The organism is Roseateles sp. P5_E1 (assembly GCF_054049335.1).
On the sequence record NZ_JBFUMN010000006.1, the window covers coordinates 139,755 to 161,270 of the forward strand.

Consider the following 21,516-nt stretch of genomic DNA (forward strand, 5'->3'; position numbering starts at 1 on the left):
TTCCTCGTGCTTTACACAACAGAAACCTAGGGGTTACACCGCCCCAAGCAGGGGGTGTAGGAGGGCATGGGCGTTGTCACATCGCTACACAAATTCCCTGCTCAGCTCACAGTCAGGACGGGAGTCGCAGTGATATGGAGGTCACGGCCGACTTCTAGAATCGCCGACCCCATCGAATTGCCAATCCAATTGACTGCTATTACGGAAGGCACCGGCCCTGCCGCCAGGCTGGCCTGCGACGTCCTCATCATCGGCGCCGGCCCCGCCGGCAGCGCCTGCGCCCGGGTGCTGGCTCGGTCGGGCGTGGATGTCCTGCTGGTCGACCAGCACCCGCCCGGCCGCGACAAGATCTGCGGCGACGGCCTGATCCCGGACGCCCACAAGGCCCTGGCCCGCCTGGGCCTGCTGGACGACGTCATGCGACGCGCCCAGGCCGTGGCCCATGTGGGCTGCATCGGCCCGCGGGGCGGCCGCATTGACGTGCCAGGCTCACTGGCGGTGCTGCCGCGCAAGGAGCTGGACGCGTTGCTGCTGAGCGCCGCCCGGGAGGCGGGCGCACGCTTCGAACAAGCACGCTTCGAGGCACCGTTGGAGACCGATGGCCGCGTCGTCGGCGCGCGGCTCAAGCGGGGCGATGAGATCGTCGAGGTCGCTGCGCGATGGGTCGTGCTCGCGACCGGCGCCGTGCCCAGGGCGTTGACCGCGGCCGGCATGTGCGAGCGCCACACGCCCAGCGGCGTGGCCCTGCGCGGTTATGTGAAGGCGCCGCAGATGGTCGGCAGGATCAAGGCGCTGGAAGTCGTCTGGGACAAGTCGGTGCGGCCCGGCTATGGCTGGATCTTCCCGGCGCCGGATGGCCACTTCAACATCGGCGTCGGCGTGACGGACAGCCACAAGGATCTCGGTGGCGGCAAGGGCCAGAAGAAGGACGTCAATCTGCGCGCCATCTTTGATGCCTTTGTCGCCAAGTACGCGCCGGCGGCCGAGCTGATGCGGGTCGGTGAGCTGGTCGGTGAGCTCAAGGGCGCACCGCTGCGTTGCACGCTGACCGGCGCCACATGGACGCGGCCGGGCCTGCTCGTCACCGGCGAGGCTGCCGGAAGCACCTATTCCTTCACCGGCGAGGGCATTGGCAAGGCCATGGAGACCGGCATGCTGGCGGCCGACGCCATCCTGGCGCACGCCGACGATGCCGCAGCCCGCGCCGCCTACGTGGCCGCGCTGACGGCCCTCAAGCCCAAGTTCGAGCTCTACGAGCGTGCCAACCGCGTCAACGCCCACCCCTGGCTGGCCGACCTGCTGATCTGGCGCGCCAAGAAGAGCCCGCGCCTGCTCAGGCGCATGAGCGGCGTGCTCAACGAGACCAGCAACCCGGGCAATCTCGTCAGCTTCAAGGGCATCAGCCGACTCTTTTTCGAGTAGTCCTGATCAGTTGGGGACAGAGCGTGGCGCTGCGCGCCAAGGTCCGTCCCGCAAGGTCATCAGACGCGCTCGACGATGAGCGCGATGCCCTGCCCGACGCCAATGCACATCGTGCACAGCGCATAGCGGCCGCCCGTCGCCTCGAGCTGGTTGATTGCCGTCGTCACGAGGCGTGCGCCACTGGCACCGAGCGGATGGCCCAGCGCGATGGCGCCGCCGTTGGGGTTCACGCGGGCATCGTCGTCCGCCAGGCCCAGGTCACGCAGCACGGCCAGGCCTTGCGCGGCAAACGCCTCGTTCAGCTCGATGACGTCCATCTGCGCCAGCGTCAGGCCCGTCAGCGCCATGACCTTGCGCGTCGCCGGTGCCGGGCCGATGCCCATGATGCGCGGCGCGACGCCGGCCGTGGCCATGCCGACGACGCGGGCGCGAGGCTTGAGGCCGTGGCGCGCAGCCTCTGCTTCACTCGCCAGCAACAGCGCGCAGGCACCGTCGTTGACGCCGCTCGCATTCCCAGCCGTCACCGATCCGTCGGGCTTGACCACGCCCTTGAGCTTGGCCAGCGCTTCGATGCTGGTCTCGCGCGGGTGCTCGTCCAGCACCACGCGCAGCGGGTCGCCCTTCTTCTGCGGCACCTCCACCGGCACGATCTCGCGCTCGAAGAAGCCGCGCTTCTGCGCCGCGATGGCTTTCATCTGCGAGGCCAGCGCCATGCGGTCCTGGGCCTCGCGCTCGATGCCGAAATCGGCGGCCACGTTCTCCGCCGTCTCGGGCATGGCGTCGACGCCGTACTGCGCCTTCATCTGCTTGTTGATGAAGCGCCAGCCGATCGTCGTGTCGTAGACGGCGTTGGCGCGGCTGAAGGCCGACTCGGCCTTGGGCATCACGAAGGGCGCGCGGCTCATGCTCTCGACGCCGCCGGCGATCATCAGCCCGGCCTCGCCGGCGCGGATGGCGCGCGCGGCGGTGCCGATGGCGTCCAGGCCCGAGCCGCACAGGCGGTTGACCGTGCTGCCAGGCACATCCACCGGCAAGCCGGCCAGCAGCGCGGCCATGCGGGCGACGTTGCGGTTGTCCTCGCCAGCCTGGTTGGCACAGCCGTAGATGACATCGGCCACTTGAGCCCAGTCGACATTCGCATTGCGCGCCATCAGCGCCTTGATCGGCAGCGCCCCGAGGTCATCGGTGCGAATGGAGGACAGCGCGCCGCCATAGCGGCCGAAGGGCGTGCGAATCGCGTCGCAGATGAAGGCTTGATTCATTTGAGATAGGGGCTCACGCGATAACGCTCGCCGCGATAGTGGTGATCGAGTCTGTTCAGCAGCGCGGCGACCGGTGCCGAGCCCCAGAAGGCCAGCCATTCGAAGGGCCCGGCCGGATAGTTGACGCCCAGCTTCATGGCCGCATCGGCGCCGGCCTCGTCGCAGACGCCCTGGGCGACGGCATCCGCCGCCTCGTTGATCAGCATGGCGATGGTGCGCGCGACGACGAGGCCTGGCAGGTCAGCCACGGCGCGCGGCACCAGGCCCAGGCGGGTCAGCCATTCGGCGGTCTGAGCGTCGCCGGCATAAGCGATGTCGCCGGTCGGCGCCAGTGGCAGATCGAAGATGGCCGTGCCCGGGCCGAAGTCGCGGGCGCGCCGGCCGTCGGTCAGGCGCAATTGGCGGCCGTCGACGGCCAGGCCGACCCAGTCGCTGTCCAATTCACGCACAGCCTCGGGCAGGTTGGCCACGAAGCGCTCGGCCAGGGCGCCACGGCCATGCACAACGAGACGGGCCGCCCGCGGCGGCGCAATGCTGACGGCCGGCAGAGCCGGCGCGCCCTCGGGGTAGCGGTAAAAGCCCCGCCCGCTCTTGCGGCCGAAGAAGCCGGCGTCGACCAACTCCTGCTGCACCAGCGACGGCGTGAAGCGGCGATCAAAGAAGTTGGCCGCGAAGACCGAGTTGGTCACGGCGAAGTTGGTGTCGTGGCCGATCAGGTCCATCAGCTCGCAGGGCCCCATGCGGAAGCCCGCGGCTCGGAGGACCGCGTCGATGAGCTCGGGCGCCGCAGCGCGATCCTGCAGCAGCATCAGTGTCTCGGCGTAATACGGCCGGGCGATGCGGTTGACGATGAAGCCCGGCGTGGAGCGCGTGTGCACCGCCGTCTTGCCCCAGCGGCCGGCGAGGTCGAAGACGGCCTGCGCGACCTCGGGCGACGTGCCCAGGCCCGACACGACCTCGACCAGCTTCATCAACGGCACCGGGTTGAAGAAGTGCATGCCGACGAGGCGCTCGGGCTTTTGCATGCCGCGCGCCAGCGCCGTCACCGAGATGGACGAGGTGTTGGTGGCGATGACGGCCTCGGGCGGCAGCAGCGCTTCCAGTTCAGCAAACAGCGCGCGCTTGACGTCGAGGTTCTCGACGATGGCCTCGATGACGAGATCGGCCGGTGCCAAGGCCTCGACCGGTGTGATGCGCGCCAGCGCCGCCTGCGCGGCATCGGCCGTCAGCCTGCCCTTGGTGACCAGGCCGTCCAGCATGGCCGAGAGCTTGCTCTTGGCGGCCTCGGCGGCACCGGGGCGGGCGTCGAAGAGCGCCACTTCATGGCCGGCCTGGGCGGCCACCTGGGCAATGCCGGCGCCCATCAGGCCAGCGCCGACGACGAGGATGCGCGAGTTGTTCAAGGTCATTCGGGGGCAGTCCAGTTGGGCTTGCGTTTGCCGAGGAAGGCTGCAAAGCCTTCACGGGCCTCGGCTGTCGTGCGCACACGGGCAATGGTTTGAGCGGTCAGCTCGCGCACCTCGGCCGTGACCGGGCCGGGCGCCAGGCGTGCATAGAGCTGCTTGATCTCGGCCTGCGCCTGCGGGCCGCAGGCGAGCAGGTCGGCCACGAGGGCATCGACGGCGGTGTCCAGGCCTTCTGCCGGCACGACGCGCTGCACAAGGCCAACGCGCAGCGCCTCGTCGGCGCCGATGCGGCAGGCCATCAGCGCCAGCCGCCGCGCCTCGCGCAGGCCGACGGCATTGACAAGATGCGGGCCGATGACCGCGGGCAGGATGCCCATGCGGGCCTCGCTGACCGCGAAGCTCGCGGCGTCGGACGCGACCGCCATGTCACAGGCACAGACGAGGCCGACGCCGCCGCCGAGTGCCGCACCCTGCACTCGGGCGATGGTCGGCTTCGGGGTCTCGGCAATACGCGCCAGCATGGCGGAGAAGCGGCGGGCATCGGCGAGGTTGTCGTCCTGCGACGCCGCGGCCGCGCGCTGCATCCACTGCAGGTCCGCGCCGGCGCTGAAATGCTTGCCGGCGCCGGCCAGCACGATGGCACGGACGCCAGCGTCGCCGCCCAGAAGCGCGAAGGCGGCATCCAGCTCGGCAATCAGCGTCTCGTCGAAGGCATTGAACACGGCTGAACGGTTCATCGTCAGCACGGCCACGCCGTCATCGCGGCGCTGCAGATCGAGGGAGGTCCAAGAAAGCATGGGCGGCATTCTGCTCTTTTCCCGACCGATCGGTCGACTGTGCAGTTCAAGCGCCTCGGCCTGCCGTTCGCCGCAAACCAGCGCACTGGTTCCCGCCCCCCCTAGACTCACCCACCATGCCTTCCCTGCTCAACGCCCGGCACCGTCACCAGTGGTTCGCCCTCAAGCCGAGGCGCGTCTTCACGCCCGAGGAAATGGCGCGCGCAGGCATGCAGCCTTGGCCAGCGGGCATCGACCAGTACGTCATCGTCAACGTCGTGCTGCTGCTGGCCGCGTTCACACACCAGATGTCCCAGGGCGCGCAGCCTCTGACCTGGTTCCTGTCTCTGGCGTCCGCAGCCATGGCGCTCTCCGTGGCGCGTTCACTCTGGCATGACCCGAGCCGCCGCCGGCTCAACATCGCCTGCTACGTCACGGCCACCGTGGTGTCGGTGGCCTTCGTCGGCCTGGCAAAGGCGGGCTATCACGATTTCTTCGTCCTGTATGCGCTGCTGGCCTTGGTGCTAATGACGGCCATCCTGTCGGCCTGGTGGGTGCTGACGGTCTACCGTGTCGATCAGATCGAGGCGCGGCTGCGTGAGCTGGCCGAACAGGACACCGCGCTGCGCTTACAGACCCGTCTGGCCGCCGCCCAGATCCAACCGCACTTCCTGTTCAATACGCTGGCTTCCCTGCAGCATTGGGTCGACACGGGCGACGCACGCGCCGCGCCGCTGTTGCGCGATTTCACGGCCTATCTGCGCTCGACGCTGCCGATGTTCGAGCGCGAGTTGCAGCCGCTGGCCGAAGAGATGGAGATGGTGCGCCGCTATCTGGCCGTCATGCAGGCCAGACTGGGCGCGCGCCTGAGCTTCAACATCGATGTGCAGACCGGTCTGGACACCGCCCTGCCGCCAGGCGTCTTGCTGACCCTGGTGGAGAACGCCATTGCGCACGGCATCGAACCGCAGCTGCGCGGCGGCCACCTCGAGGTCACCGCCCGCCAGGAGGCCGGTCGCCTCGTGCTGACGATCAGCGACGACGGCCCCGGCCTCGCGTCCGGCTGGACCGAGGGTGTCGGCCTGTCCAACACGCGCCGCCGCTTGGCCGACGCATTTCCCGACGCCTCGCTGACCCTGTCCGATGCGCATCCCGGCTGCACGACCACCCTGACCCTGTGACTCCCATCACCGCCCTGATCTCCGACGACGAGGAGGCCCCGCGCGAGCAACTGCGTGCCGCCCTGGCCCGCCTCTGGCCCGAATTGAAAATCGTCGCCGCCAGCACCAATGGCACCGAGGCCTGGGACGACTGCCTGGCCCATGAACCCGCCATCGGCTTCCTCGACATCCGCATGCCCGGCCTCACGGGCCTTGAAGTGGCGCGACGTCTGTCGGCACTCGCCGCGCCGCCGCTGATCGTCTTCGTGACGGCCTATGACGATCAGGCGCTGGCGGCCTTCGATGCCGGTGCTGTCGACTATGTGCTCAAGCCCGTCGACGACGAACGCCTGGCTCAGACCCTGACACGGTTGCGCGCGCGGCTGACCCAGCCCGCCTCCGACACGACGGCTTTGCAGCGCCTCTTGGCCAGCCTGCCCCAGGCCCGACCGGCCATGCGCCCCATCCAGGCCAGCGTCGGCCGCGAAGTGTTGCTGATCCCCCCGGACGAGATCATCTATTTCGAGGCCGACCAGCGCTATACCCGCGTTGTCCATCAGAGCGGCGACGCCCTCATCCGGACGCCGCTGCGCGAGCTGCTGGCGCAGTTCGACCCGGACCAGTTCTGGCAGATCCACCGCTCGGTGCTCGTCAACAGCCGCTGCATCGCACGCGCCATCCGCGTAGACGAAGGCAGCATGGTCCTGACCCTGCGCGGCCGCGACGAAAAGCTGCCGGTATCGCGTCAGTTCCAGGCCCTCTTCAAAGGCCAGTAGACGGCTGCCGACCCGTCACGGGGTCAGGATGGCATCAGTGCCAATGCGTTCACTGACCTGCCCGCCAGTGTGGAGGGCACTTTGTCCGGCGAATCGCAGGCCAATGAGATCACGGGCGTCGCCGAAGCGAAGAACACTGCGGCAATGGCTTGGGCGCGCTCCAGCGGCATCAGCCGGATTTGCGCGGCAATTGCCAGTTCGCGTTCGCTGCGTCCCAGGCACAGGTCGTAAGCCTCCAGCACCAGCCTGTTGAGGGCAGATTCGCCCAGGCCGAATCGCATCAGCGCCTTGATGCGCAATGTCTGATGGTCCAGCAGCGACAGGTCGAGACCCGCTGCGGCCTCGCCAAACCGAGACAGCTGCTCAACACATCGGTCGATGGATGGCGCCTGGTAGACGCCGAAGAAAAGCTGGTTGACGGTTGCGTCGCGCCCGAAGAAGCTGCCATAGGCGCCCAGATCGTCCCGGAAGACTGGTGTCATGCACGTGGCATCCAGGGCCTCGGCCATCAGACAGAGGGCCGCCAGTTCCTCACTGCCGAGCGCATCGGTGGGGTACTTCACGATGACCGATGGCATGCCGGGCGCGCCTGCGACGGCCGCCGCTTCGTTGCACTGCCGGACGGGCGCTTTCGTCAGCGTGCGGCGGACACGCCAGCGGGGCTGCGCGGTTTCCACGCGCAGCCTGTGCAAGGTCTCGGGACCGTCCGTGCCATCGCCGAGCAGAAAGGACACGCTGGGCGACGCAAGTATCTGGGCGAGCAACCGGGACACGCCGCTGGACAGGCCTGCAATGTCGGTGTGCGTGGCATGGCTCGAGAGGAGCTCCACCTGCGGGAAACCGCTCCACAGCGCCGTGATGCGAGCCGCTTCGGACAGGTGAGATCCCGCCTGCGCCAGCAGGACGCCCAGCGCGTTTTCGCAAATGGCAGCTCTCAGCCGAAGCACATGCGTCTGGGTCAGGGCCACATGCCTGGCGATCTTCTCCAGGGTATCCGTCAGCAAGGCCTCGGGATCAAGTTCCCAAGGCTCGGGGACGGGGCTGCGAAGCCACTTCATGCGGATCGACAGAAAGAGACCGGTAGCGTCTGGGCCGCTCCATTGCGAGAAAGGGGAACACTGTAAGGACACCTGCGGCGGCGTCTGTGCAGCGTTCTCGATGACCTGAAATGCCAGCAGCAACAGCGGCAGCAACTCCACATCGGCGGTCGAAATGTTGAACACGCGATGGAGGTAGGCGACACCATGGGTGGTGAGCTTGGCATGCGCGCGTTCGGGCGGGGCGGACCGGGACTGCGCGGCCCTGCGCGGGGTTGGCGCCCGCGTGTCGGGGCGGCTCGACGGGCCTCGATTCCACGCCGTCGCACGGCGGCTCAACCGCTCGACGACGCGGCGCTCCCGCGCCGCGACGTCAGCAAACGGGCGCCTGGCGGGCGCGACCACCACATTGCCGATCTCACAGGCTAGCGCTGCGGACGCCTCTGCCGCCAGCGCCACGGGGTCGCTCAACGCCTGACGCGCAAGCGCAAGCTCGTCGAGCAGGCGGTTGAACTTCGGCAGATCGGCGTAGAGCAGGTAGTCGCACAACATCAGCAGGCCGGCAGGCGTGCTGCGCTCGAAGGCGAGATAGTGCTCCCGGACATTGAGTTCTCCGGCCGCCAACTCTGATCGCATGGGCGTGGTGGCGAGGTAGTCGACCAGGTATTTCTGCATCACAGGCCGCAGCAGCGGCCGATGGTCGACGCCGACGCAGGTCGACTTGAAAGTCAACCACAGCGTCTGATCCGCACCCACGCGGGCGACCCCGCTCAGGTCCGGCAAGTACTCGCCGCCAAGCCGCTCCGCGACTTGCGCGAAAACAGGGGCAAACGCTTTCAGTGCGCCATCCACAGCCCAGGCCAGGCATGCAGCCTTGGCGTCGAGCGCGTTGCCGAGCTGCCAGCTGTAGCGGTGATAGTGAAGGCCCTCATTGCCAGGAAACAGATGGGTGCCGGGATCACGCCGCGTGCGGCGCGCCGCTGCTGGCGGGCGTGGCCCAAGGGGCCGCTTGGGCAGCGCGGCAATCAAGCGGTCGACCCCCGCCAGGGCCGCGTCGTCAGCCTGGATCAACAGGCAGGCATTGTCGTGGGTGACGAATTCGGCTGCGAATGCGCGGACGTGCTCCACCGTGACATGCCGCAGGAGTTCCGGGTCGCCTCCTGGCTCATGGCCGTGGGATCCATTGGCGACCTGTTCGGAAGTCGCCAGTCCGATCTGCCGCCGCTCCGTGTAGAAGGTCGACTTCATCTCGTTGTAGACCACGCCCGAGGCCATCGGTCCATCCGATCGTTCCCGCGCGACGAGGCGGAAGCATTCCTGCTCGACGAACTCCTGCGTGATCGGGACCTGAGGCAGGCTCACCAGCCAATCGACCGCAGCATGCAACGAAGCCTCCGTCACGCAGGTGGCGTAGAAGACGAGCCGATCGCACTCGGTGAGCGCGTTGAGGCTCAGATCCGGGAAGTCACTACCCAGGGCCCGCATCGACCGCCCCCGGGAATCCGGCGAGACCGAGAGCACATGTTCCAGCACATGCGCCACGCCGGAGTCGCAGCGCGTCTCGATCGGAAAGAGCATGACGGCCGAGTACTGGTGGGCTTCGCCAACGGCCTTGACCAGGCGGATCGGCCCGGAGGACTCGACCGCCACTGCGCGGCTGCCTGGCTTGCGAGAAGTGATCATCTGCGAGGCTCCCGCGCCGGCCGGTCAGATGTACTGTTGGACGTGATGCTTCACGATGGGCGCCGTGTCGTCGCGCAGCGCGAGCAGAACGTCGCGATGCGCCGTGGGCGAGGTTTCGGCGAGGACACGCGCGGCCTCGTACCGGGTGCGCGGGTCCAGATGGGTCTTGGCGATGTCGACGAAGATGCCCATCATCTCATCGTTGGCCAGATGCTTGGCCATGTCGAAAAGGCGGCGGCGCTGCTCCACGATGTTGGGTGCTCGGGAGCGGATGATGCCCCGCGTTCCCAGCTTCTGCGGGATCTCGAAGAAGTACTGGTCGCGCAAGCCATTCTGGTTCACCGTGGGGATCACATTCAACGTGATAGAGGGCGTCGCGGGGAAGTTCTGGACGTGAATGTCCTTGTTGCACAGATACATGAGAACGTCGCCTACCTCGTGCTTGTGCGTGCCAAGCGGCGTCAGCTCGACCTCTTCACCGATGTAGCCCACCGCCTTCTCATAGTCGTACTGGTAATCGTCGGAAAGGTAGCCATCACCGCAGTAGGCGAGCGACAGCAGGTCGAAGTTGTGATCGTGCGGCTGGTCGTAGGCGAACAGCTTGGCCTCCTCAGCGGTGCATTGGTCTTCCGGCAGCCAGAAGTTGGCGCGCACGTAGAAGGTGTCGCAGCGGTACATGACGATCGCCTGCGAGATGACGATGGCGTAGATGTCCTTGCGGGCGTTGCCCTTGATGTAGTCGATGTAGAAGTTCGACAGGAAGTCGCGATCATTGCCCAGCATCGCGAAGCAGTCGCTCAGCTCCCACAGGCCGTCCTGGGTGGTGACGTCGACGCCGTTCTTGGCGAACTCGATGAAGTCCTTGAACGTGATGGATTCGGTCGTGGAAGATTTCTTGACGATGGGCATGATCGGCTCCTCAGGCGCTTTGCATCAGGGTTTGGCGGGCTGCGTTGGACAGCGGCTTGTTCGCCGAACCGGCGAGTACCTTCATCGCGTCGATGCCGGCCTGGCGGTCAAGGCATGACAGCGCCACGGCAGCCTCCCACTTGATGTTGTCCAGCTGATGGCCGAGCAGCGACCTCAAGGGATCGATGCAGTTGGCATCGCCGTAGTAGCCGAGGAACTTGGCCACCAGTTGCATTGACGTCGACGGCGGGTAGGTGAAGAAGCTGGTGAAGGGCTTGCCCGTCTGCAGGTCGAACTTGTAGTGCACGCCTTCGAAAGTGAACTCAGCCAGCGAGACGAAGATGATGGGCTCGGGCGACTTCAGCGCGTACAGGTCGGCCCGACCGTCGATGGCCATGACATCCCCTGCGCCGAAATGCCCTTCCTCGTTGAGCGTCGCGCGCGCCTCGGGGTTGAACGCGTCCGGCTGGAAGCCCTGCAGGCGGTAGTGCCGAAAATCGCAGCCGGAATAGAAGTACTGCAGCACGTCCTGATGTGTGCAGACCACGGCTGGGTAGTCCTTCGCCTGGGTGATGGTCAGGTCGAGTGCCAGCGAATCCCACACCTGCAAGCGCAGCGTCGAGTCGGCCACGGTGGGCGGCGGGCGGCGGTAGTCGGCCAGCGCGGCCTTCAGCTCACGGGTCAGCAAGGCACGGATGTCGAGCTGGCTGACGAAGCGCTCGAAACTCTCCCGGTGGTCGATGACACGGCGCCGCGGTTCAGCGTTGAGAAGGGCGGAAAATTCTTCGGTATTCATGTGTGCTCCCTTTGAATTCGTGGCCCGCACGGCGGCGGTGCTCAGTTGCCGGAGATTGACGTCAGTCGATCTGCGGAAAAGTCGTGGGTTGGATCGTGTAGGCGGAAAACCAGCTAAAAACCCTCAGCGCCTCGTCGATGGCCGATTGCGGCAGGCCATACTGGCGCATCATGTCGATGCCATTGGTTTCCGTCATCACGCCGAGGCGTATTTCCAAACTGTTTTTTTCTGGCGCCGTGAACTGTAGATTCATGGGTATAAGTAGCCGACTCAGCAACGGCGCCAACACGAGATTGTGGGATGTGACAAATACGAGATGCCGGCGACCGAGTTCGGCGATGACGGCGGCGCCGGCCGACACGGATTCAATATTGTTCGTGCCACGGAATAACTCGTCGATCAGAAAGATCGTCGATGGATTGGTGCGTGAGTGGTCCAGCAGTTCCCGGGCGCGCCGCATTTCCGCCATGTACAGGCTTTCGGATGCGCTGATCGAATCGTCGTGACCGATGCTGGTGCGCACGACCGCAAAGGGCACGCACGCCGCCGCGGCGTAACAGCAACCGAAAGCGCGTGCGGTGAGTAAGCTGAGGCCCACGGCGCGCAGCAGCGTGCTTTTGCCGGCGCCGTTCTGCCCCGAGATGAATGCGCCCCGGCCATCCGGGATCGACAGCGTGAGCGGCAGGGGATGCTTCACGAGCGGGTGCACCAAGCGTTCGAGGGTGATCGCGCGGCCATCGGCAAATTCCGCGCCGCAATGCGTGCCGCCGGACTCGAGATGCGCCAGCAGCGCCAGCCCGCCTTCGAACCGCGCCACCGCCTCATAGACGCGCTGCAGGTCGGGAATCAGCGACTCCAGCGTGCCCACCGCCTTGCCAAAGCGGGCGTATTCATACAGGAACAGCAGGTTGGCGTATTCGGCAACCCCCGCCATGCGCTCGTACCAGGTGAGCTGGATCCTGCCCTGCAGCGCCTTGGCAATGGCGTCAACTTCAGCCAGCTCATGGAGCAGCCGATGGCCGTGCTGGCGCTGCAGGGCGGCGACGCCACGGCTGGCGTCGAGGATGCCCCACAGCGCCTGGCGCAGCGTCTGCCAGGCCTTGAGTGGCCGGTACAGGCGGATCTGGACGAACGCGACGACGCAAAGGTACAGCACCAGCAGCACGGCCAGATAGCCGCCGGGCGCCGTCCAGAGCAGCGCCAGCAGGGCGGTGAATGCCCATGGCATCAGCCACAGACGGGCAGACCAGGCGGGCAGCACGGGGCGCTGGCCGCGGTACAGGAAGGGCGTCAGGTCCTGGGATATGAGGCGCAGGTTCTGGATCCACGGGTCTGCCGCGGCCTTCAAAGAGGCCGTCTCGCCGGCGACGACGCCGCGGTCGTCGTAGATGGACTTGTCGCCTGCGGCAACGCGCCCCTGCCGCAGTTGCCGGTACAGGTATTGCCTGGCCAGGATGCTGTGTTCGCGGCAGGTGGCACGGATGAAGTCATCGACGTGCAGGTCGCTCCAGGTCTGGTCGTCAACGCGCTGCGCTGGCGTCGCAGGCCGCCCGGCGTCGTAGCCGGCAACCTCGTCCGGCGTGAACCAGTCGTAGTGGACAGGACTCGGGCGGGCATTACTGAACGACCAGCCAATCAGTGCAAGGAGACGACGAATCACGGTCAGCGCAGCCGACAAGAAAGCTTTCATACCTGGCGGGAAAGTCAAAACTGCGCGGATTATCGGCCTGCGGTATTGCACGCTGGAGTCCTGAAACGGGAATTTTGAAAAACGACCGGGGCGGGGCAATCGGGCCCCGGTCGCAGATGGGATATTGGCAGGCGGATCAATTGTCAAGAGCGAACTATTGACTATTGATTCTCATCTGCCAAAGCGCGTTCAGGACAGCGCAATAATCCACATGATGCCGACCAGCGCCGGCACCAGTTGCTGACCCTTTTCGGAACCGGCGGCTTCGGTCTTGGCCTCGAGCGGCACGACGTTGACCAGTGGCTTGTTCGATTCATTGCGCTTCATTGGAAGTTCCTTTGCTTAGGTTTTGAAATCCCCTCGCACATCTGTGCAGAAGGTCTTTTTATTATTTGGAGCGCGCCAGATACTTCAATGGCACTATTTACAGGCGCTCGCCAAATCCCCGTTTCGGATAACTACCTATGCGAATGTCGCATTCGATGTGTTCGCCTCGCCGACGCAGTCCGCAACAGCACCTGAGCCGGCGCGGGCAACCCCGCGGGCAAACCCTTGGGCGCCTGCACGGGTCGGCTTCAGACAATCCGCCGCATTCCAGAGCCCCTAGTTCTTGGGGTCACATAAAGACAGACGCCGCCATGCCCACTCCACTGCCCAACCCGCGCTTCGACCACTTCTACCGCTACGACGAGCTGACGGCCCTGCTGTTCGCCTACGCCGAAGCCCGCCCCAACCTGGTGTCGGTGCGCTCGATCGGCAAGAGCTACGAGGGCCGCGACATCTGGGTCATCGTCGTCACGAATCTCGCCAGCGGCATGGACATCGACAAGCCGGCGATGTGGATCGACGGCAATATCCACGCGGCCGAACTGACCGCGTCGACGACCTGCCTCTACTACGTGCACCACCTGCTGAAGGAGCACGGCGGCACGTCGGCCGAGGCCCAGCAGATCAACCGCCTGCTGGACACGCGCACCCTCTACATCGTGCCGCGCCTGAACCCCGACGGTGCCGAGCTGGCCCTGGCCGACCGGCCGCGCCATATTCGCAGCTCGACGCGGCCCTACCCCTACACCGAGGAAGCCGTCGACGGCCTGACCATCGAGGACGTCGATGGCGACGGCCGCATCCTGACCATGCGCGTGCCGGACCCCCATGGCGGCTACAAGAAGCACGCGGGCGACCCGCGGCTGATGGTGGCGCGCGAGCCCGGCGAGCAGGGCGGTGAGTACTACCGCCTCATCCCCGAGGGCTTCATCAAGAACCACGACGGGCTGACGGTCAAGGTCAACGCCGACCGCGAAGGCCTGGACCTGAACCGCAACTTCCCCGGCGAATGGCGCCAGGAGTTCCAACAGCTCGGTGCCGGCCCCTACCCGACCAGCGAGCCCGAGGTGCGGGCCATGGTGGACTTCATCACCCAGCATCCCAACATCGGCGCGGCCATCAGCTATCACACCCACAGCGGCGTCATCCTGCGCCCCTGCGGCACCCGCAGCGACAACGACATGACGCCCGAGGACCTGTGGTTGTTCCAGAACTTCTCGGCCCTGGGCGAGAAGCACACGGGCTACCCCGCCGTCAGCATCTACGAGGATTTCCGCTACCACCCCAAGGACGTCATCACCGGCACCCAGGACTGGGTCTACGAGCACCTGGGCGCGCTGTTCTGGGTCGTCGAGCTGTGGTCGCCAAGCAAGGAGGCCGGCCTCGAGGTCAAGAAGTTCATCGACTGGTACCGACAGCATCCGGTGGAGGACGACGTCAAGCTGCTGAAGTGGAGCGACGAGCAATGCGGCGGCAAGGCCCATGTCGAATGGACGCCCTTCCAGCATCCGCAGCTGGGTTCCGTGGAGATCGGCGGCTGGGACAAGATGAACTATTGGCGCAACCCGCCGCCGGCCCTGCGCGAGCGCGAGGCGGCGCGCTTTCCGGCCTGGATGACGCAGATCGCCATGAGCCTGCCCAAGCTGGAGCTGATCCGCACCGAGGTGCGAGCACTCGGTCCCGACATGTGGCGGGTGCGCATGGCCGTGGCCAACGCCGGCTATCTGCCGGCCTATGTGACGCAGCGGGCCCTGGAGCGCAAGGCGGTGCGCGGCGTCATGTTCGAGATCCACATGCCCAGCGGCGACCCGGCCATCAGCCTCGTCAACGGCAAGGAGCGCATGGAAGGCCCGCAGCTCGAAGGCCACGCGCCCAAGCAGAGCCAGTTGGCCTTCCTGTTCAACAAGCAGCCCACGGGCGACCGCGCAGTGGCGGAGTGGGTGGTGCGCGCGCCGGTGGGGACGCGGCTGGCRCTTTCGGCGAGTGCGGAGCGGGCAGGGGTGGTGAGGACGGAGGTGGTGCTGGATTGACTGGCAGTCAAGCTCGCAATAAACTGCGCGCAAGATATTAAATAGTGATGTAATTCAATGAATTACGTCGCCATTGAAGTGCGCAATTTTGCCCGCCACCCTCTACAGCTCCCCGCATCAGTTTGAGCCGCTGCTTCCCCGCCAGGCGCAGCTGGAACCTCTCCTTGCCCAGGCACATGACCTGAGCAGCGCAGCTCTTGCCATGGCCGGCCAGCCGGCGCCCGACGAACTTCGCGGCCTGCTGCGGGCCATGAATTCCTACTACTCGAACCGCATCGAGGGCCAGCACACCCGGCCGCTGGAGCTGGAGCAGGCACTCAAGCACGACTTCTCGGCCGACGCCAAGCTGGCCGCCCGGCAGCGTCTGGCACTTGCCCATATCGACGCCGAAGCCGCGCTGGAGCCGCGCTTCAAAGGTGATGACGGCTTGCGCTCGCTCTATGCGCCGGCCACGCTATGCGAGCTGCACCGCGAGCTGTTTGCCCGCCTGCCCGAGTCCGACCTGCACACCGACGAAGGCGAGGCCATCATCCCCGGCCAGTTGCGCAGCCGCGAGGTGCAGGTGGGCCGCCATGTGGCGCCGGCAGCCGCCAGCTTGACCGGCCTGATCGAGCGCTGGGGCGAGGTCTATGCCGGCGTGCGCCGCGGCGAAGCCACGCTGGTGGCGTTGGCGGCAGCGCATCAGAGGCTCGGCTGGATCCACCCTTTCATCGACGGCAATGGCCGTGTCATGCGTCTGCACACCCACCTGGCGCTGGGCGCCCTGGGCTACACGCGGGGCCTGTGGTCCCCGTTGCGGGGCTTCGCGCGCAGCGTGGACCGCTACTACGGCCTGATTGCCGCCGCTGACGAGCCGCGCCGGGGCGACCTGGATGGCCGAGGCAACCTCAGCGAGTCAGCCCTGGTGGACTGGATTGCCTATGTGCTGGACACCTGCCTGGATCAGGTGCGCTTCATGTCCGGGCTGCTGCAACTGTCGGCCATGGAGGGCCGCATGGCCGCCTGCCTCAACTTCGAGCAGACCTCGCTGAAGAGCGGCGTCCGCATCGAAGCGCTGCGGCCGCTGCACTATCTTTTCCTGAGCGGCACCGCGCTGGAGCGTGGCGAATTCAAGCGCATGACCGGCCTGGGCGACCGCACCGCCGTGAGCCTTCTCACCGCGCTGCTCAGGCGCGGTCTGCTGGCCAGCGACAGCCCGCAAGGCCGCGTGCGCTTCGGCCTGCCGCTGCACGCGCTGCGTTTTTATTTCCCGGCACTGTGGCCTGAGGCCGAGGCGGACGTGGCCCAGGCGGGCGGTTAGGTCGCTCTAACGACCAGTTCGGTCGGCATGATCTCGCTGGCGGCGGCCTGGCCGCCGATCAGGTCCAGCACCTTGCGCGCCAGCAGCACGCCGCCGTGATGCCAGTCCTGGCGCACGCTGGTCAGCGGCGGCGCAAAGCTCTGGGCGGCGGGCGAGTCGTCATAGCCGATCACCGAGACCGCATCAGGCACAGCCAGGCCGGCGTCGGTGAAGGCGCGCACAGCGCCCATGGCGAGCAGGTCGCTGGCGGCGAACAGACCGTCGGGCGCCTTGCCGCCTCGACCCAGGTTGGCGAGATGGGCCTGCACGGCCGTGAAGCCGGCGCCGAAGGTGAAGGCCGCCGGCGTCAACGTCTGGGTCTTGAGGCCGGCCTTCTTCAGCGCCTTGGCGAAGCCCTGCTGGCGGTCGCGGATCTCGGCATGGCGCACGTCACCGAGGAAGAGCAGCTCGCGCCGCTGCAGTGTGATGAGGCGCTCGGCCGCACAAGCGCCGCCATGGGCGTTGTCGCCGCCGACCACGACCGAGTCGCCGCGGCCATGCTCGGCGCCCCACACCACCATCGGCAGGCCCATCGCCGCAGCCGACTTCACCGCCGAGCCGTTGGCGCCCTGGCCCAGCAGGATGAGGCCGTCGGCGGACGCCGCCATGCCCTGGCCGGGGCTTTGCAGGGCCGACAGCAGCACGCTGTAGCCGCGCGAGGTCAGCTCCTGGGTGATGCCGCCGAGCAGCTGCAGCGGGTAGGCATCGGTCATCGGGCGGTCGGTGTCGGGCTGCATCTCCAGCATGACGGCGACCATGTGGCTGCGGCGCAGCCGCAGGTTGCGCGCATGGTGGTTGAAGCGGTAGCCGGCGGCTTCCGCCAGCGTCTTGATGCGCTCGCGCGTGGCCGGCGTGACCGAGGGGCTGTCGCGCAGCGCGCGCGAAACCGTGATCGTGGAGACGCCGGCCAGAGCGGCGATCTGCTCCATCGTGACGGGTTTTGACTCCGTCGTCATTGGTGCACCCTTCGGCCTACGGCCTGTCCCGCCAGGCGGGAGCGAGCTTGCTTGGGGCGGCCCGGCGCGGCGCTCATGCCACTTTCTGTTCCAGCACGTAGTTCGCGCCGTCGTACTGGCCCAGTCGCTCGACGAGCACCGGCAGGCATTCGGCCAGTTCGTCGTGCAGCGTGAACGGCGGGTTGGCGATGAACATGCCGCTGCCCAGCATGCCCAGGCCTTTGCCGTCCGGGCGGTCGGCGGGTTCGGCCACGGTCAGCCGCACATGCAGCCAACCCTTCTTGGCGGCGGCGTCGGCGCTGCCCTTCAGGCGCGCCGCGAGCTGGCTCGATTCGAGCAGCTGCAGCTGCGGGTACCAGATCATGATGACCGTGTCGGCGGCCCGCTCCAGCGCCTCGCGCAACGCCGAAAGCACCTTGCCGTAGTCGCTCTTGATCTCGTAGGACGGGTCCATCAGCAACGCGGCGCGGCGGGTGGGCGAGGGCAGCTCGGCCTTGATGGCGGCAAAGCCGTCGGTGTCGCGCACCTGCGTCTGCGCGCGGCCGTCGAGGTAGCTGGCCAGGATGCGGTGGTCGGTCGAGTGCAGCTCGTAGACGCGCAGCCGGTCGGTCTCGCGCATCAGCATGTTGGCGATGGCCGGCGAGCCCGGGTACTGGCGCAGCTGGCCGCCGGGGTTGAAGGCGCGCACCAGGTCGAGGTAGTCGGCCAGCGGTGCGGGCAGGTCCTTGCGGTCGTAGAGCTTGACGACGCCTTCGGCGTACTCACCCTTCTTCTGCGCATAGCGGCCTTCGACCGAGTAGCCACCGGCGCCTGCATGGGTGTCGATCAGCGTGTAGGGCTTGTCTTTCTCAGCCATGTAGCGCAGCACGCGCGTCAGCACGAGGTGCTTGAGGACGTCGGCATGGTTGCCGGCATGGAAGGCGTGGCGGTAGGCGAGCATGGCGCGATTGTCGCTAACACATCCGCCATCAACCCCACCGGGACGGGGAAAGTCGGCCCCGGCCAGACTTGCAACCATCCTTACCGGCCCTATTTCACCGCCATGCCTACCCTTTTCGACCCCATCCGCTTCGGCGACATCCAGCTTGCAAACCGCGTCGTCATGGCGCCGCTGACGCGCAACCGCGCCACCCGCCAGACCCCGCACGACCTGCATGTCGAGTACTACCGCCAGCGCGCCGGCGCCGGCCTGCTGATCACCGAGGCGACCCAGATCCGCCCCGATGGCCAGGGCTATTTCGACACGCCGGGCATCCACACGCCCGAGCAGATCGCCGCCTGGAAGCAGGTGACGGACGCGGTGCATGCCGAAGGCGGCAAGATCGTCGTGCAGCTCTGGCATGTGGGCCGCATCTCGGTGAACAGCCTGCAGCCTGGCGGCCAGCAGCCGGTGTCGTCCACCAACCGCGCCGCCAAGACCAAGACCTATGCGGCCTATGGCGAACTGGTGCCCACCGACGCGCCGCGAGCCCTGGCCACGCATGAGATCCCGCAGCTGATCGCTGACTATGTGCAGGCCGCCAAGAACGCCATCGCCGCCGGCTTTGACGGCGTCGAGGTCCACGGCGCCAACGGCTATCTGCTCGACCAGTTCCTGCGTGACAGCGCCAACGACCGCAACGATGAATACGGCGGCTCCATCGAGAACCGCGCCCGCCTGCTGATCGAGGTCATGACGGCGGTGGCCGGCACCATCGGCGCCGGCCGCACGGCGCTGCGCCTGAGCCCGGTCACGCCGAGCAACGACATCGGCCAGGACAGCAATCCGCAGGCTCTCTTCAACTACGTGGCCAACCAGCTCGCGCCGCTGAAGCTGGCCTTCCTGGAGGTGGTGGAAGGCGCCACCGGCGGCGCACGCGACGTCGCACCTTTCGATTACGCCGAGCTGCGCCGCCGCTTCAACGGCCCCTATATCGCCAACAACGGCTACGACCGCACCATGGCCCTGGACGCCGTCGCCAGCGGCAAGGCGGACGCGGTGGCCATTGGCCGGCCCTTCATCGCCAACCCCGACCTCGTCGAGCGCATCCGCGGCGACCTGCCCTGGGCCGCGCCGCAGAAGGAGACTTTCTACGGCGGCGGTGCCGAGGGCTACACGGACTACCCGGTGCTGAAGCGCGCCTGACCCATACGCCGCCGATATGGCGGCGCGCCGGTGCCGAGCTGCGACGACGCCAATGACCTGACGGCCGGCTTCAACGCCCTCAGGACTGGAAAGCGCCGGGGTGGCGCGCCGGCCCGTTGAGGGCCTGGCTGGTGTGAGGATGGCGGTACTCGCGCGAAGGCGCGAGCTTCATGCCGCCCCCCTCGCCCGCGTCGGCAGCCTTGCCGCGCAGTGACGAATCGGGCTTGAGCCGGTAGTCGTCGCGCGCCGCGCGCACGAACTCATCCCAGTCGGCGTGGAAGTTGGCGCGCCGCGTCCAATGCCCCTCGGCCGCGAGCTGGGGGCCGCCGACGAGCAGGTTGTTGGCCAGCACGACCTCGGCCTGCGGCGGCGTCACGCGCAACCAGATGCCGCCGCTGGGCAGTTGGTCCACCAGCGTGTTGTTGACGAGGTAGAGGGCCTGCTTCTCCCATTTCGCACCCTCGACGCCGAAGGAAATGACGTGCGGGTTCTCCGTCATCGAGCTCTGCATGATGAGGTTGCCCATGACGACGGCAACGCCGCCATTGGGGAACTCCAGCTCATAGCTCGCGCGGCCACCGATCTCGTCGGACAGGCGGTTGTAGAGGATGTGGTTGAGGGCCGCGCGGCTCTTCAGCAGATGGCCGTGCAGGCCGTGGTGGAAGTAGCTGCCGGTCACGGCCAGGCGCTTGATGGCGCCGACGTAGAGGTTGTGCGTCTTGCCCTCGCGCGGCAGGATGGGGCCGAAGTCGCAGTCGGCGATGTCGAGCTCGATGGCCTCATCGTTGGCGGTCAGCACGCCGTTCTCGTTGTCGCTGAAGGTGCAGTCCACCAGCGTCAGTGAACCGGCCTCGACGCGGATGCCGGCGCCGTTGCGATCGGGCACCGCGGCGCCGGTGAAATCGAAGCCTTCGATGCGCTGGCGCCGGCCGGTCGTCACGAACAGGCCCTTGCCCTGCGCGTGGGCGCCGGCCGCGACCAGCTTCACGCGGCCGCCGACGGCACGCAGCGTCAGCCCGTGCTGGGGCCAAGTGGCSACATCGGCCACGTACTCGCCCGCATCGACCTCGACGAGTATGCCGTCACGCGCTTGGCGGGCCGCGGCGGCCAGCGACTTGACGGCGCGCCTGGGTCCGACCTGCAGCACCGGGCCGGCATAGGCGGCAACGGGCGCCAACCCTGCCACGGCCAACAGCAGCCGGCGCCGCATTAGCCCTTCTTCTTCATTTTTGCCTTGAAGAGTTCGACGATGCCGACCTCGCGTGGCCCTGCTATCAACTCGAAGGCCTGGCCGGCCGCAATCGATCCCTCGCGCTTCACGGCAAGATAGAAGCCGCAGTAGCCGCTCTGCGCCATCAGCTTGGCGGCCTGGTTGAAGCCCATGTGCGCGTTGAACTTGAAGCAGGGGTAGCGCGGCTCGGACACGACGAGCTCGCAGTCCGGGAAGCGCAGCACATCGCCGATCCAGACCCTGCTTTCCAGCAGGCCCGTCAACGTCAGGTTCTCGCCGCAATCCCCCGGCTGCAGCGCGCCTTCCACCTTGGCCTGGCCGCGCACCGTCTGCCAGAAAGCGTAGTGCTCCTGGGGGTAGGCATAGACGGCCTTGCTCAAGCCGCCGTGCACGCTCAGGTCGGCCTGCTCGTCGCCGTCCAGGCCCAGGGGCCGGACATCGACGGGCCCCTGGCAGTGGCGCTTGCGAATGGCCGAATCCAGTACCTGGCCCGAGGTCGCAACAAAGTGTTCGACGCGGGCGGTGTTCACGCTGACGACTTGCATGGCGGCCATTGTCCAGGAGGCTTTCGGCATGTCGGCCTACAAGGGC

18 protein-coding genes are annotated in these 21,516 nt (G+C 67.0%); 6 read left to right on the forward strand and 12 right to left on the reverse strand.

Annotated elements, in window-relative coordinates:
- Positions 1-189: 189 nt before the first annotated feature.
- Entirely contained in the window at positions 190-1,422 is a 1,233-nt protein-coding gene (locus tag ACXJKJ_RS08940; RefSeq protein WP_457389860.1) for an NAD(P)/FAD-dependent oxidoreductase, read from the forward strand.
- A gap of 59 nt (positions 1,423-1,481) precedes the next feature.
- Here the strand turns inward: ACXJKJ_RS08940 and pcaF are convergent, their stop codons facing one another.
- The 3 genes from pcaF to ACXJKJ_RS08955 are packed head-to-tail and all read right to left on the reverse strand — an operon-like array spanning position 1,482 to position 4,887.
- Complete coding sequence (gene pcaF / locus ACXJKJ_RS08945) at positions 1,482-2,684, reverse strand: 3-oxoadipyl-CoA thiolase (RefSeq protein WP_457389861.1); 1,203 nt, start codon at positions 2,682-2,684, stop codon at positions 1,482-1,484.
- Positions 2,681-4,093, reverse strand: coding sequence for an FAD-dependent oxidoreductase (locus ACXJKJ_RS08950; protein WP_457389862.1), 1,413 nt, complete (start codon positions 4,091-4,093; stop codon positions 2,681-2,683). Before ACXJKJ_RS08950 ends, pcaF begins: the two co-directional genes overlap by 4 nt.
- The gene (locus tag ACXJKJ_RS08955) at positions 4,090-4,887 is read right to left on the reverse strand and encodes an enoyl-CoA hydratase-related protein (RefSeq protein WP_457389863.1); all 798 of its coding nucleotides are present in this window, start codon (positions 4,885-4,887) and stop codon (positions 4,090-4,092) included. The genes ACXJKJ_RS08950 and ACXJKJ_RS08955 overlap by 4 nt, the downstream gene beginning before the upstream one ends.
- Positions 4,888-5,003: 116 nt before the next feature.
- Here ACXJKJ_RS08955 and ACXJKJ_RS08960 point away from each other — a divergent pair, with 116 nt between their 5' ends.
- Positions 5,004-6,047, forward strand: coding sequence for a sensor histidine kinase (locus tag ACXJKJ_RS08960; RefSeq protein ID WP_457389864.1), 1,044 nt, complete (start codon positions 5,004-5,006; stop codon positions 6,045-6,047).
- Complete coding sequence (locus tag ACXJKJ_RS08965) at positions 6,044-6,802, forward strand: LytR/AlgR family response regulator transcription factor (protein ID WP_457389865.1); 759 nt, start codon at positions 6,044-6,046, stop codon at positions 6,800-6,802. Before ACXJKJ_RS08960 ends, ACXJKJ_RS08965 begins: the two co-directional genes overlap by 4 nt.
- A 23-nt stretch (positions 6,803-6,825) precedes the next feature.
- Here ACXJKJ_RS08965 and ACXJKJ_RS08970 read toward each other — a convergent pair whose 3' ends face one another.
- The 5 genes from ACXJKJ_RS08970 to ACXJKJ_RS08990 all read right to left on the reverse strand — a co-directional run bounded on the left by ACXJKJ_RS08970 (position 6,826) and on the right by ACXJKJ_RS08990 (position 13,244).
- On the reverse strand, positions 6,826-9,522 hold the full coding sequence (locus ACXJKJ_RS08970; RefSeq protein ID WP_457389866.1) for a hypothetical protein: 2,697 nt from the start codon (positions 9,520-9,522) through the stop codon (positions 6,826-6,828).
- 24 nt (positions 9,523-9,546) lie between these two features.
- Complete coding sequence (locus tag ACXJKJ_RS08975; RefSeq protein WP_457389867.1) at positions 9,547-10,431, reverse strand: HEAT repeat domain-containing protein; 885 nt, start codon at positions 10,429-10,431, stop codon at positions 9,547-9,549.
- Positions 10,432-10,441: 10 nt separating this feature from the next.
- Entirely contained in the window at positions 10,442-11,227 is a 786-nt protein-coding gene (locus tag ACXJKJ_RS08980) for a hypothetical protein (RefSeq protein ID WP_457389868.1), read from the reverse strand.
- Between the two features lie 61 nt (positions 11,228-11,288).
- Complete coding sequence (locus tag ACXJKJ_RS08985) at positions 11,289-12,917, reverse strand: MutS-related protein (protein ID WP_457389869.1); 1,629 nt, start codon at positions 12,915-12,917, stop codon at positions 11,289-11,291.
- A 189-nt stretch (positions 12,918-13,106) separates the two neighbouring features.
- The gene (locus tag ACXJKJ_RS08990) at positions 13,107-13,244 is read right to left on the reverse strand and encodes a hypothetical protein (protein WP_457389870.1); all 138 of its coding nucleotides are present in this window, start codon (positions 13,242-13,244) and stop codon (positions 13,107-13,109) included.
- 311 nt (positions 13,245-13,555) lie between these two features.
- Between ACXJKJ_RS08990 and ACXJKJ_RS08995 the strand changes: the two genes are divergently transcribed.
- A complete protein-coding gene (locus tag ACXJKJ_RS08995) occupies positions 13,556-15,274 on the forward strand; it encodes a M14 family metallopeptidase (protein WP_457389871.1) in 1,719 nt (572 codons plus the stop codon).
- Positions 15,275-15,476: 202 nt separating this feature from the next.
- Positions 15,477-16,574: a Fic family protein gene (locus ACXJKJ_RS09000; RefSeq protein ID WP_457389872.1), complete on the forward strand. Its 1,098-nt coding sequence runs from the start codon at positions 15,477-15,479 to the stop codon at positions 16,572-16,574.
- Here the strand turns inward: ACXJKJ_RS09000 and ACXJKJ_RS09005 are convergent.
- Both ACXJKJ_RS09005 and ACXJKJ_RS09010 read right to left on the reverse strand, forming a co-directional pair.
- The gene (locus ACXJKJ_RS09005; RefSeq protein WP_457389873.1) at positions 16,571-17,569 is read right to left on the reverse strand and encodes a substrate-binding domain-containing protein; all 999 of its coding nucleotides are present in this window, start codon (positions 17,567-17,569) and stop codon (positions 16,571-16,573) included. The two genes, ACXJKJ_RS09000 and ACXJKJ_RS09005, sit on opposite strands and share 4 nt — an antisense overlap.
- A 73-nt stretch (positions 17,570-17,642) precedes the next feature.
- Complete coding sequence (locus ACXJKJ_RS09010) at positions 17,643-18,509, reverse strand: 23S rRNA (adenine(2030)-N(6))-methyltransferase RlmJ (protein WP_056200679.1); 867 nt, start codon at positions 18,507-18,509, stop codon at positions 17,643-17,645.
- 102 nt (positions 18,510-18,611) lie between these two features.
- Here ACXJKJ_RS09010 and ACXJKJ_RS09015 point away from each other — a divergent pair, with 102 nt between their 5' ends.
- The gene (locus ACXJKJ_RS09015; RefSeq protein WP_457389874.1) at positions 18,612-19,694 is read left to right on the forward strand and encodes an alkene reductase; all 1,083 of its coding nucleotides are present in this window, start codon (positions 18,612-18,614) and stop codon (positions 19,692-19,694) included.
- Positions 19,695-19,773: 79 nt separating this feature from the next.
- Here the strand turns inward: ACXJKJ_RS09015 and ACXJKJ_RS09020 are convergent, their stop codons facing one another.
- Together ACXJKJ_RS09020 and ACXJKJ_RS09025 are read right to left on the reverse strand one after the other, a co-directional pair.
- Entirely contained in the window at positions 19,774-20,904 is a 1,131-nt protein-coding gene (locus ACXJKJ_RS09020) for a hypothetical protein (RefSeq protein ID WP_457389875.1), read from the reverse strand.
- The gene (locus tag ACXJKJ_RS09025) at positions 20,904-21,470 is read right to left on the reverse strand and encodes an MOSC domain-containing protein (protein ID WP_457389876.1); all 567 of its coding nucleotides are present in this window, start codon (positions 21,468-21,470) and stop codon (positions 20,904-20,906) included. The genes ACXJKJ_RS09020 and ACXJKJ_RS09025 overlap by 1 nt, the downstream gene beginning before the upstream one ends.
- Positions 21,471-21,516 lie beyond the last annotated feature (46 nt).